Here is an 11,933-nt window from a genome sequence, read left to right as displayed (position 1 = left end):
ATAAGCTCGGTTCATGTCCTCACCTTTGGTCGAGCGGCCGACGCTGCGGATGGTGGCGAAGGAGGCCGGGGTCTCGGTCGCGACCGTGTCCTACGTGCTGTCCGGGCGGCACCGCAGCCACACGATCAAGGACTCCACCGCGGACCGGGTCCGCGAGGCCGCGTCGCGCCTGGGCTACCGGCGCAACGACGCGGCCCGCGCGATCCGGACCGGCAAGTCGGACCTGGTCCTGCTGTCGCTGACCGTGCTCGCGGACCCTTGGTCGCAGGCGGTCGCGGCGACGGTCAGTACGGCGGTGACCCCGTTCGGCAAGACCGCGCTGATCGTGGCCGACGGCGACTGGCGGACCGTGCTGGCGAACCGGACGCCGGACGTGATCTTCATCGACAGCGTCCCGGACCCGTCGCAGGCCGAGGAGCTCGCCGCCTTCGCCGCCCAGGGCGTGCAGATCGTCGCCTTCTCCGAGACGCTGGAACCGCGGGGCTTCGACGTGATCCGGTCCGGCGCCGAGCCGCGCTGTCACCTCGCGGTGCGGCACCTGCTCGAGCGGCACGACCACATCGGCGCGCTGACCTCGCGAACGACGGGGTTCGCTCGCTTCGACGCATACGTGAACACGCTGCGCGCCGCCGGCAAACCGGTGCACAGCGACGACGTCGAGGTCTTCGAGCAGCACCCGGAGGGCGCGTACCGGGCCGCGATGGCGCTGCTGTCCCGGCCGGACCGCCCCACCGCGCTGTACTGCACGACGGACTTCGCCGCGATCGCCGCGGTCCGGGCGGCGCACCGGCTGCGGATCGACGTACCGCGGGACCTGGCGATCATCGGGGTCGGTAACACTCCTGAGGGCGAGCACCTCGACCCCGCGCTGTCCACCGTCGGCCCCGTCGGCTTCAACGAGGCGCTCGCCCGGATCATCGTCGGCCGGCTGACGGACCGGGAGGGCGCTCCCGGTGAAGTGTTCGATTTCCCCTGGCAACTGATCGTCCGGGAGTCTTCTTGAGTCGGCCGAACGTCGTACTGATCTGTGTCGACGAGTGGCGGGGCGACGCGATGTCGTGCGCCGGTCACCCGTACGTCGAGACGCCGCATCTGGACGAGCTGGCGCGGAACGGGGTGCGGTTCAGCCGCGCGTACTCCGCGACGCCGACGTGCGTGCCGGCGCGAGTGGCGTTGTTCACCGGGCAGTCGCAGGAGCGGCACGGGCGGGTCGGGTACACGGACGGCGTACCGTTCGACGTCGCGCATCCGGTGACTGTGCAGGGGGAGTTCCGGCGCGCCGGGTACCACACGCAGGCGATCGGGAAGATGCACGTGTGGCCGGAGCGGGCGCGGCTCGGGTTCGACGACGTCGTACTGCATGACGGGTTCCTGCACCACTCGCGGCGTTCGTACCGGCAGCAGTTCGGGTTCTTCGACGACTATGTGCCGTGGTTGCGGCGGCAGCCGGGGGTTTCGCCGGATGCGGAGTACTCCGATCACGGGGTGAACTGCAACTCGGTGGTCGCGCGGCCGTGGGACAAGGCGGAGTCGTTGCACCCGACGTCGTGGATCGGGACGCAGACGATCGACTGGTTGTACCGGCGGGATCCGACCCGGCCGTTCTTCCTGTACCTGTCGTTCCATCGGCCGCATCCGCCGTACGACCCGCCGGCCTGGGCGTTCGACCGGTACGACGCGTTGCCGCCGTACTCGCAGACGCTTGGCGACTGGGAGAGTTCGTGGGACGAGTTCCGCAAGGACGGGGACTACCAGGCCGCGATCGGGGACCTGCCGGATCGCGTGGTGCACCGGGCGCGGGCCGGGTACTACGGGTTGATGGCGCAGATCGACCTGCAGGTCAACCGGATCCGCGAGGCACTGGTCGACTTCGGGGTGTACGACGACACGATCATCGCGTTCACGTCCGATCACGGCGAGATGATGGGCGACCACCGGATGTTCCGGAAGTCGGTGCCGTACGAAGGGTCTGCGCGGGTGCCGTTCATCGTGGCGGATCGTGCTTCGGCCTCGTCGGTCCGCGGCGGCGTAGTGGATCAGGTGGTCGAGTTGCGCGACGTGATGCCGACGTTGCTGGATCTCGCCGGGGTTCCGGTTCCTTCGTCGGTGGATGGCGTGTCGCTGGCGCCGTTCCTGCGTGGCTCGGAGGTGCCGGTGCGGGAGTGGTTGCACGGGGAGCATCTGCACTTCGATCAGTCGCTGCAGTGGGTGACGGACGGGAAGATCAAGTACGTGTGGGGGTCGGGGCGGGGCGTGGAGCAGCTGTTCGACCTGGAGGCGGATCCGGGGGAGTTGCACAACCTGGTGTCGTTGCGGCCTGAGTTGCGGGAGCTTTGGCGGTCCCGCCTGATCCAGGACCTCACCGGGCGCGAGGAAGGTTTCGTCGCGGACGGCGACCTGGTCACCGGTCGGCCGGTCACGCCGATCCTCAACCACACAAGGGAAAAACTTGCTCAAGCCACCGGGTGACGACTGGTCCCTGGTCGAGGTCGGCGAGTCCGACACGACCGTCTACCGTCGCGACAAAGCTTTCGCCAAATGCTGCGCCCCTTCCGGCGTACCTGAGCTGACCGCCGAACGCGACCGAATCCAGTGGCTGTCCGGGACTGCGTTGCCGAGCGCAACAGTCCTCGACTGGATCGAGTCGCCGGAGGGTGGATGTTTGATGACGTCTGCCGTTCCTGGAGTGCCTGGCGACACCCTTCCGGCAGGTGCACATGATCGCGCCATGCGCAGCCTCGGACGGTTTCTGCGGGAGTTGCATTCGTTGGAGGACTGCCCGTTCGAACGGCCGTTGGCGGAGGTGATCGCGTCGGCCGCGGACGTCGTACGGCGAGGGGCTGTCAACCCGGACTTCTTGACGGACGAGTGGCGGAAGGTCGCGCCGGAGGAGTTGCTGGCGGAGGTTGTTGCTGAGAGCACCTATGTGGAGAGCGTGCTGGAGCCGGTGGTCTGCCACGGCGACGCCTGCCTGCCGAACGTCTTCTTCGACCCGGACACCCTGGAGGTGACCGGCCTGATCGACCTCGGGCGGCTCGGCGTCGCGGACAGGTACAGCGACCTCGCCCTCACCACGATCCAGCTGCACGACGAGTGGTCCGCCGACCCAACCCCATTCCTCCAGGCGTACGGCGTACCCGTCCCGGACAAGCGCCGCCTGCACTTCTTCCGCCTCCTCGACCCCCTCACCTGGGGCTGACCGTGCCGACCGTCGAGATCGTCGCGCTCGCCGTCTCCCGGCAGCACGCCTTCGAGGGCCGCCCGCACGACGGTCCGCGCCCTGACCCGGAGCCGGTCGCCCGGACCGAGGTCGAGGTCCGCGCCGGGCTCGGCATCGTCGGGGACCGGTACTACGGCCAGGCCGTCCACAAGAACGCCGCCGTCACCCTCATCGACGCCGCCTCCCTCGACGAGGTCGTCCGAGTCCTCGGCCTCCAAGCACCGCTCGACCCGCACCTGACCCGCCGCAACATCACCCTCCGCGGCTTCGCGATCGACGACCTCGCCGCCCGCCGCACCCCCGACGGCGCGCGCATCCCCGGCCGCCGCTTCACCCTCGGCGGCATCACCTTCCAGGCGAACCGCCCGGCCAACCCGTGCGCCTGGATGGACCAGGTCCTCGCCCCCGGCGCAATGCGCGCCCTCCGCGGCCACGGCGGCATCCGCGCCACCCCACTGACCTCCGGCACCCTCCGCCTGGGCCTGGCCGACCTCACCGTCCACGACTGACCAGGCAGCTGACCCAGCGCGTGAGGTGACTACTTACGGCCGAGCTTCCACCACTTCGGCTTGTTCATCTTGATCTCGTCCGGCTCCATCGGCGGCGGCACCGGCGGCCGGGACTCCTCGGTGAGGAAGTTGCCGGACTCGGTGTCGTACGGCGTGACGCCGAGCTTGCGGCTGATCTCCATCACGATCGGGATCGACCGCGGACCGTCGTTCAGGTAGAACGTGATGTCGCGGACCTCGATGCCCTTGCCGATCGTCATCTCGACGTCGAAGTCGGCACTTCGCAGCGCCAGCCACGACGGCTTGCTGGTGTCCACGTCCGGCACCAGTTCCCGGACCGCGGCCACCACGTCGGTCGAGGTCCCGACCGACGGCGGCTCGTAGTCCACCGGTAGGTCGTCGAGGCGCCGTACGCCTCCTGGCCCGCGCATCGCATAGACAGCCCAGCTCATGCCCCCAGCATGCCAGGTTCTTTCCGGATGCGTTCAGGTAACCAGTTGAGTGCGGTGGGTAGTGCCGGTCGCGAAACGGTGTCAATAGCTGCAACCCGGTTCTCCGGATGGCGGTCCAGGCCGTAATATCAGCCGGCGGTCGGCTCGGGGGTCTGTGCCGGCCTTTCTGATGGGGACCGGTGGAAGCCGGTACTGGGGAGAAGCGGAAACCTATGGCGGACGAGTCGGCGCCCAAGCCCGGGCATTTCCTGCCCGGCGGCGACGGGGACCGGACGGCGGCGGACCAGCGCCGGCCGGACGGATCGGCACCGTTGGCGGCACCCACACCACGGCTCGGCCGGGACGACCAGCCGGCCCATCCACAGCTCCGCGGCAGCCGGCTCGACTCCCGGAGTACGACGCTGTCCGGCACCCGGCTCGGTCCGCCGCCGGCGGACGACCGTGCGGCCGCGGCGTACCGGGAGGTGTTCCACCCGGAGCCGATCCCGTTCGTGCCGAAGAAGCGCTCGAAGGGCCTGATCGCGCTGATCGTCGCCGCGGTCCTGCTGCTGCTCGGCGGCGGCGCGACGTTCGCGGTCAAGATGCTCTCGAACTACGACGGCTTCGTCGCGAACCCGCTCGGTACGCCGTCCGCGAGCCCGAGCGACGGTCCCGGCGGCGCGCCGACGAGCCCCGCGCCGGTCGGCAAGGGCACCCCGGACGCGGACATCGTCGGCAAGAACGCGATCTACACCGCCGGGAAGCTGGCGGCGGTGAACTGCCCGGAGCCCGCGTTCCGCCCGACCTCCAAGGAGAACGTGCGCTCGTACTACCAGGCGCTGACCGCATGTATGGACAAGGCCTGGAAGCCGGTCGTGACCAAGGCGGGCTTCGAGTTCCGGTCGCCGCGGCTGATCGTCTTCGACGACGGCGAGGAGACCGCGTGCGGCGTACAGGACGCCGACCTCGCGTCGTACTGCCTGGACGAACAGGGCGGCAGCGTGACGATGCCGTGGCAGAAGATCGTCGAGGACTACCCGAAGCACCGGGCCGCGACCCGGGTGGAGATGGCCCAGTCGTTCGGCTTCGTGTACGGCGTCCACGTGCAGAACCTGACCGGGATGGCCGAGGCCGCCGGCAACCTGGCGGACACCGCGGCGAACAAGACCGTCGAGCTGGAACAGCACCGGCGCGCGGCGCTGCAGGCGTACTGCTTCGGCGCGGCGTTCTTCGGCGCCGCGCGGTCGACCTTCCCGCTCCGCGGCGAGCTGCTGCAGCAGTGGACCGACCAGATCCGGCGCAGTGGCGACGAGTTCAGCAAGGACAAGGTCCGCGACCACGGCTCGAGCAAGAGCCGCACGTTGTGGATGAACCAGGGCTTCGCGACAACCAGCCCCGGCGCCTGCAACACTTTCGGCGCAGCATCCGCCAAGGTCAGCTGAGCGAGATGGGAACGATCGATGCCTGACTCCGTCCCGAAGCCGGGCCACTTCAGCACCGGCGAGCCGCCGCCCGGATCCCAGCCGCTGACCCTGAAGACCGCGGAGCCCGTCGGTCTCGGGAAGGCGCGCCCGGTGGCGTACGACGACTCGTCCGTACGCCGGAAGGCCCGCCCGCTGCCGACCGATCCGGGGACCGAGAGCGACTACAACGGTCCGCCGATCGCGCCGCTCACCACGGGTGCGCCGTACCCGCCGCTCACCGGCACCCGCCGCCCCGGCGGCCCGCGCCCGAGCGGCTGGCACTCGAACCCGTCCCGCTCCGGGGCTCAGTTCAGCGCCGAACCGCCGCCGCTCAAGCCGCCGCGCCGGCACTCGCGGCCGATCATCGCCGGCCTCGCGGTCCTGGTCGTGGTGATGCTGACCGGCGCCACCATCGGCGGGTTCAAGCTCGTCGACTCGTACGGTCTCCAGCGTCCGCTGTCGCAGCCGTCGATCAAGAAGTCGGAAGCGCCGATCCCGGTCCCGCCGGACCCCACCGTCACGGTCACCGTCCAGGGCGTCCCGGACATGGTGCGGCTGCAGCAGAACAAGATCTATGCCGCCGGCGCCGTCGTCTCGGTCAGCTGCAAGGAGCCTGCCATCAAGCCGAACTCGCAGTCCACGATCCTGCGCTACTACCAGGCGCTGCTGCCCTGCCTGAACAATGCGTGGGCGCCGATCGTGAAGAAGGCCGGGTACGACTTCCGGTCGCCGAAGGTGAAACTGCAGACCAGCCAGGTCACCGACGACGAGGACTGCACCGGCGAGTCGGACACGGCGTACTACTGCAGCGCCGACGAGAGCATCAACATCAGCTGGAAGGAAGACCTCAAGTACTACAAGGCCGAGCCGCAGGCCGCGCGGGTGTGGATGCTCGACACGATGGCCCACGAGTACGGCCACCACGTCCAGCAGATGACCGAGATGATCACCGCGTCGTTCTCCCGTGAGGGCTGGACGAAGTCGAAGGCGATGAAGCTCGAATGGGCCCGCCGCCGCGAGCTCCAGGCGACCTGCTTCGGCGCGGCCTTCCTCGGTGCGAACAAGCAGTCCCTCGGGTTGTCCGGCGAGAAGCTGAAGACCTGGCAGTGGGAGGCGCAGCACTCCGGCGACGAGTACAACCCGGAGAAGATCCGCGACCACGGCTCCCGGAAGAGCAACTGGGCCTGGTCCGGTCCTGCCTTCACCTCCGCCAACCCCAAGGACTGCAACACGTTCAGCGCCGCCGCCGCCAAGGTGAGCTGATGCGGCGCGTCGGTGTGCTGGTGGCGCTCGTCGTACTGGCCGCGACCGGCTGCGCGCGGACGGAGCCGGCCGCCGTACCGACGCCGGCCGTGACACCAACGCCTACTCCTACGCCTACTCCGACGCGGACAAGGGCGACGGCTCCTTCTTCGCCGATGAGCATCGACATGACGTCGGGCGTCGTACACAACAAGCTCTACACGGCCGGCCGGGTGCCTGTGGTGCCGTGTGCGTTGCCGCGGCCGCAGCTGACCACCAAGGCCGGGCTGGTGGCGTACGGCAACGCGCTGGTCGCCTGCATGAACAAGGCCTGGGCGCCGCTCGTCCTGAAGGCGGACGCGGTGCAGACGTCGGTCGAGCTGATCCCGTACAGCGCCCGCCACCCGAAGGCCACGCCCGCCTGCACGGACCCGCCGGGCAGCGCCGACGCGTTCTACTACTTCGGCGGCTTCACCGGGAGGATCTGCTTCGACACCGACATCTACCTCGACTCGAAGGACCAGGAGTTCAACCTGGTCAACTTCGAACAGCTGATCGCCCACGAGTACGGCCACCACGTCCAGTACTCGGTCGGCATCCTCACGCTGTACGACGAACTCATGCGCGGCAAGTCCGAGGCGCGTCAGCTGGAGGTGATGCGCCGTAAGGAACTCCAGGCCAGCTGCCTCGGCGCCGCCTTCCTGGGCGCGAACAAGAGCACGTTCGGGCTGTCCGGCCTCCGCCTCCGCTACTGGCGGTACGTCGTCAGCCACGTCGGCGACGAGTACAGCAAGGTCCGCGACCACGGCTCCCGCAAGAATCACTCCTACTGGACCACCCGCGCCTTCACCTCCACCACCCCCGCCACCTGCAACACCTTCACCGCCCCCGCCAAGCGAGTCAGCTGATGCAACGCGGCACAGGGCTCCTGCTCGTCGTACTGGCCCTGACCGCGTGCGACCCCGGGCCCACCTCGCCTGCGGCGGTGACCACGTCGGCCACTCCGACTTCGATGCCAAGCCCGACCCCGACCCCGACCCCGACTCCGACGAAACTGGAACCGTCGACGACGATGACGGTCAGGTCGTTGGAAGAGACGTACTTGCTGTACAACGAGGTCTACAGCGCCGGGCGGGTGCAGGCTGTGCGGTGCAAGCTTCCCGATCTCCACCTGCGGACACAGAAAGACGTGCAGCGGTACTCTGACGCCGTTCTCGACTGCCTCCAGCGCTCCTGGAAATCGCTGGTCGACCGCTCCGACGTGGTGTTCACCCCGACAAGGGTCTACGCAGTCGCCCGCGGCGCGCGGACCGGCTGCGGGACGTTCGGCAAGAACGACGACGCGTTCTACTGCCCGGCGAACGACTTCATCTACCTCGACTGGCACCAGCAGGTGGAGGAGTCCAACGCCGACCAGGCCTGGGCGCAGACGTACCTCGAGTTCGTGATGGCGCACGAGTTCGGTCACCACGTGCAGCAGCTGGTCGGCATCTCGCGGTACTTCGACGACCGCTGGAACCAGGCCACCGGCGCGGCCCAGCTCGAGCAGATGCGCCGCCACGAACTCCAGGCCACCTGCTTCGCCGCCGCCTGGCTCGGCGCGAACCAGCAGACCCTCGACCTGTACGGCGAAAGACTCAGCGCCTACCACGACGCCGCGTACGTAGGCGACGAGGATGTCCCGTCCGCACCCCACGACCACGGCTCCCGCAAAAGCAGCACCACCTGGTCCAAAGCCGGCTTCACCACCAAGTCTCCCGCGGCCTGCAACACCTGGGCCGCCCCCGCGAAACGGGTCAGTTAAGCCGTGCGCAGGAAGGTCCTGACGCTCGGGCTGCTTGTGGCGGCCGGCGCTTGCGCGAGCGCCGCACTTGGCGCCCCGAACACGCCGCAGACACCGAGCCCGACGACCTACACGTCGCTGGAAGACGCCTACCTGGTGCACAACCCGCTGTACTCGGCTGGGCAGGTGCCCGCGGTACAGTGCAATCTGCCGGACGTGCCGTTGACGACGCGAAGCGACGTACAACGCTCCGGGGATGCGATGATCGTCTGCCTCGAGCGCGCCTGGAAGCCGGTGGTGGAGCGTGCGGACCTCCACTTCTTGCCGACCGATCTGTACGTCGTGACGGTGGGAGCAGGGACTGCCTGCGGCGACTTCGACGACGACTCCGATGCGTTCTACTGCGCCGACGACTCGGGTATCTACGTCGACTGGGCCCAACACGTCGAGGAGAGCCCGGACGACCGGCAATACGCGTCGGCGTACTTGTTGTACGTGCTGGCGCACGAGTTCGGCCATCATCTCCAGCAGTTGGTCGGCATCATGGGGTACTCCGACGACAGCCTGGAACGGGGCCGCCGCCTCGAACTGCAGGCCTCCTGCCTGGCCGCCGCGTTCCTCGGCGCGAACCAGGCAACGCTCAACCTGTACGGCGACCGCTTCGACGCCTACCACGACGGGGCTGGCACCGGCGATCACGACCACGGATCCGGCAAGAACAACAAGGCCTGGTCCAAGGCCGCCTTCGCCGCCAAGTCCCCGTCGGCCTGCAATACCTGGGCCGCCCCCGCGAAGCGGGTCAGCTGACGTGCGACGTATGGCGGCGCTTCTCGCCGTGCTTCTGCTTGCCGGGTGCACCAGGACGGCAGCTGTGCCCGCGGTCGCCCCTTCGACTGTTGTTCCGGCACGGACGCCGCGGGCGGTGACGGTACAACCACCCGCGCCGATCAAGGACGAGTTCCTGCTCTACAACCAGCTGTACAGCTCCGGCGCGATTGCCGCGGTCCGTTGCTCGCTGCCCACCGCGGCGCTCGTGAACAAGACGGCGATGCTCCGGTACGCGACTGCCTTCGTGGCCTGCTTGGACCGGGCGTGGGCGCCGGTGATCACCCGCGCAGGCTTCGACTTCGTCCCGCCGTCAGCCGTGTTCTCGTCGCCGCCAGGGACCAGGACTGCCTGCGGGACGATGGAGAAGGACGTCTACGGGATGTACTGCCAGAACAACCGGGGGATCTACTTCAACTGGCCGGAGTACGTCGTCGAGGGGTCGTTCGGCCAGCGCGACGCCGAACAATGGGTGCAGTGGCTGATCGGCCACGAGTACGGGCACCATGTGCAGGCACTGACCGGCATTCTCGACCAGTACGACGAGCGGTACTGGGCGGCGAAGGGCGCCGCCAAGCAGCTCGAGGAGAGCCGCAGCGAGATGCAGGCGCACTGCTTCGCGGCCGCGTTCTTCGGGGCCAACCGGGACACCTTTCGGATCCGGGGTACCCGCCTCGACCACTACGGGCATCCGGGATACGACCGGCACGACGCCGACATGGTGAACTTCGACCGATGGATGCGGAAGGCGTTCACGGCAAGGGGACCGGCCGGCTGCAACACCTGGGCGGCACCGGCCGGCAGTGTCACCGGAGTTTGAGTTTGAAGCCCTCGTGGGTGTTTTCGAAGCCCAGGTTGGTGTAGAAGCGGTGGGCGTCGGTGCGGGTCTTGTCCGAGGTGAGCTGGACGAGGGTGCAGCCGCGGGTGCGGGACTCCTCGATGGCCCACTGGATGAGGGTGGTGCCTAGGCCCGCGCCGCGGGCCTGGCGGGAGACCCGGACGGCTTCGATCAGGCCGCGGCTGGAGCCGCGGCGGGACAGGCCGGGGATGATCGTGAGCTGCAGGGTGCCGATCACCTCGTCGTTGCGTTCGGCAACCACGAGGAGCTGGTTGGGGTCGGCGTCGATCTGCTCGAACGCGGCCAGGTACGGCGTCAGGTCGGCGGTCGACTCGCGGGTGGCGCCGAGTTGGTCGTCGGCGATCATCGTGACGATCGGGGCGACGTCGGCGGCGGTGGCGCGGCGGATCACGAGGTCGTTCATGGGTCCAGGATCGCAAACAGCTGAAGCGGTTCAGTCATGGGGGTAAGGACCGAAGTACGGCGATGGTGATTGCCTTATGCAAACACTTTTCGTTGCCCGCCTCGCCGAGTGCCGTTGTTTGCCTCGGGCATCAGCGGGTACCAGTCATACTGGACACCACTGCATCCGCCCGTGCCGGGGTTGGGGCAGTTATGCGCCGACAGCGGATGCGGGCCAGTCCTGAAAGGTTCATCCGATGTCAGCGTTAGCGATTGACTTCACCCAGCCGTTCGAGGATGCGTTCAGCAAACTGCTGTCGTTCATCCCGAACCTGCTGGGTGGCCTGGTCATCCTGGTGATCGGTTACTTCGTCGCCAAGGTGCTCGGCAAACTCGTCGGCAAACTTCTCGGCCGGGTCGGTTTCGACAACTGGATGGAACGGGCCGGCGTCTCCGGTGTGCTGCAACGGTCGGGCACGGGGCTGACCGCTTCGGCGATGCTGGGCAAGGTCGTGTTCTGGTTCGTGTTCCTGATCAGCTTCACGATGTTCGCCTCCGCGCTCGGCGTACCGGAGATCTCGAACTTCATGAGTGACATGCTCGGCTACATCCCGCGGATCTTCGCCGCGATCGTGATCGTCTGCCTGGCGGCCCTGTTCGCGAACTTCCTGGCCGCGATCATCCGCGGTGCCACCGGCAACGAGACCCTGGCGAAGGTGGCGCGGTACGCCGTCCTGGTGTACGCCGCGTTCGCCGCCCTCACCCAGCTCGGTGTCGCGGTCCAGCTGACCGGCAACACGCTGCTGATCGTGCTCGCGGGTGCCGCACTCGCTCTCGGCCTCGCTTTCGGTCTCGGGGGCCGCGAGATGGCCGGCCGCGCACTGGGCAACGTGTTCTCGAAGGACAACCTCCAGAAGCCGGCCGCGGACCCGAACGCGACAGGCTCCAACGGTACGGCGGCTTACCCCGCCGAGGGCAACTACCAGGGCAACTACGAGGGCGGCTACCAGCAACAACAGCCCGAGCAGCACCCAGCCGCCCACAGCACAGGCACCTGGTCCAACGGCACCCCCCAAAACGGCAACTGGCAACAGGGCCAGTAACTGTTCCTCCAGCCGGGGGGGGGCCCCCCCCCCGGGGGGGGCCCGCGCGGGGGGAGGGGGGGGGGGGGGGCCGCGGGCCGGCACGCCGGGCGAGAAAACAAAACACCACAACCCCCC

The 11,933-nt window shown here is 68.5% G+C and carries 13 protein-coding genes; 11 read left to right on the top strand and 2 right to left on the bottom strand.

Features of this window, described 5'->3' with window-relative positions:
* Positions 1 to 13 precede the first annotated feature (13 nt).
* Genes ACFV9C_RS34700 through ACFV9C_RS34685 form a run of 4 tightly spaced genes read left to right on the top strand, consistent with a single transcriptional unit; the run spans position 14 to position 3,729 of the window.
* Positions 14 to 1,003, top strand: coding sequence for a LacI family DNA-binding transcriptional regulator (locus ACFV9C_RS34700; protein WP_380200314.1), 990 nt, complete (start codon positions 14 to 16; stop codon positions 1,001 to 1,003).
* A complete protein-coding gene (locus ACFV9C_RS34695; protein WP_380200312.1) occupies positions 1,000 to 2,469 on the top strand; it encodes an arylsulfatase in 1,470 nt (489 codons plus the stop codon). Before ACFV9C_RS34700 ends, ACFV9C_RS34695 begins: the two co-directional genes overlap by 4 nt.
* Positions 2,450 to 3,199 carry a phosphotransferase gene (locus tag ACFV9C_RS34690; protein ID WP_380200310.1) on the top strand — a complete coding sequence of 250 codons (750 nt, stop codon included), beginning with the start codon at positions 2,450 to 2,452 and terminating at the stop codon, positions 3,197 to 3,199. The genes ACFV9C_RS34695 and ACFV9C_RS34690 overlap by 20 nt, the downstream gene beginning before the upstream one ends.
* A gap of 2 nt (positions 3,200 to 3,201) precedes the next feature.
* Positions 3,202 to 3,729 (top strand): MOSC domain-containing protein, encoded by a 528-nt coding sequence (locus tag ACFV9C_RS34685; protein WP_380200308.1) that lies wholly within the window; start codon positions 3,202 to 3,204, stop codon positions 3,727 to 3,729.
* A 29-nt stretch (positions 3,730 to 3,758) separates the two neighbouring features.
* Here ACFV9C_RS34685 and ACFV9C_RS34680 read toward each other — a convergent pair whose 3' ends face one another.
* Positions 3,759 to 4,181: a hypothetical protein gene (locus tag ACFV9C_RS34680; RefSeq protein WP_380200306.1), complete on the bottom strand. Its 423-nt coding sequence runs from the start codon at positions 4,179 to 4,181 to the stop codon at positions 3,759 to 3,761.
* A gap of 212 nt (positions 4,182 to 4,393) precedes the next feature.
* Here ACFV9C_RS34680 and ACFV9C_RS34675 point away from each other — a divergent pair, with 212 nt between their 5' ends.
* The 6 genes from ACFV9C_RS34675 to ACFV9C_RS34650 all read left to right on the top strand — a co-directional run bounded on the left by ACFV9C_RS34675 (position 4,394) and on the right by ACFV9C_RS34650 (position 10,293).
* Positions 4,394 to 5,602, top strand: coding sequence for a neutral zinc metallopeptidase (locus ACFV9C_RS34675; RefSeq protein ID WP_380200304.1), 1,209 nt, complete (start codon positions 4,394 to 4,396; stop codon positions 5,600 to 5,602).
* Positions 5,603 to 5,620: 18 nt separating this feature from the next.
* Positions 5,621 to 6,886, top strand: coding sequence for a neutral zinc metallopeptidase (locus ACFV9C_RS34670; RefSeq protein WP_380200302.1), 1,266 nt, complete (start codon positions 5,621 to 5,623; stop codon positions 6,884 to 6,886).
* On the top strand, positions 6,886 to 7,773 hold the full coding sequence (locus ACFV9C_RS34665) for a neutral zinc metallopeptidase (RefSeq protein ID WP_380200300.1): 888 nt from the start codon (positions 6,886 to 6,888) through the stop codon (positions 7,771 to 7,773). The genes ACFV9C_RS34670 and ACFV9C_RS34665 overlap by 1 nt, the downstream gene beginning before the upstream one ends.
* 179 nt (positions 7,774 to 7,952) lie before the next feature.
* Positions 7,953 to 8,669, top strand: a complete 717-nt coding sequence (locus ACFV9C_RS34660) for a neutral zinc metallopeptidase (protein WP_380200298.1) — start codon at positions 7,953 to 7,955, stop codon at positions 8,667 to 8,669.
* A 3-nt stretch (positions 8,670 to 8,672) separates the two neighbouring features.
* A complete protein-coding gene (locus tag ACFV9C_RS34655; protein WP_380200296.1) occupies positions 8,673 to 9,455 on the top strand; it encodes a neutral zinc metallopeptidase in 783 nt (260 codons plus the stop codon).
* A gap of 115 nt (positions 9,456 to 9,570) precedes the next feature.
* On the top strand, positions 9,571 to 10,293 hold the full coding sequence (locus ACFV9C_RS34650; protein WP_380200294.1) for a neutral zinc metallopeptidase: 723 nt from the start codon (positions 9,571 to 9,573) through the stop codon (positions 10,291 to 10,293).
* Here ACFV9C_RS34650 and ACFV9C_RS34645 read toward each other — a convergent pair.
* On the bottom strand, positions 10,280 to 10,735 hold the full coding sequence (locus tag ACFV9C_RS34645; RefSeq protein WP_380200292.1) for a GNAT family N-acetyltransferase: 456 nt from the start codon (positions 10,733 to 10,735) through the stop codon (positions 10,280 to 10,282). The two genes, ACFV9C_RS34650 and ACFV9C_RS34645, sit on opposite strands and share 14 nt — an antisense overlap.
* 235 nt (positions 10,736 to 10,970) lie before the next feature.
* Here ACFV9C_RS34645 and ACFV9C_RS34640 point away from each other — a divergent pair, with 235 nt between their 5' ends.
* Positions 10,971 to 11,816, top strand: a complete 846-nt coding sequence (locus tag ACFV9C_RS34640) for a hypothetical protein (RefSeq protein WP_380200290.1) — start codon at positions 10,971 to 10,973, stop codon at positions 11,814 to 11,816.
* Positions 11,817 to 11,933 lie beyond the last annotated feature (117 nt).

The sequence above is a fragment of the Kribbella sp. NPDC059898 genome, assembly GCF_042730855.1.
Lineage (GTDB): Bacteria > Actinomycetota > Actinomycetes > Propionibacteriales > Kribbellaceae > Kribbella.
The sequence above is the reverse complement of the archived record's forward strand: the minus strand, read 5'-3'. Positions and strand labels throughout refer to the sequence as shown.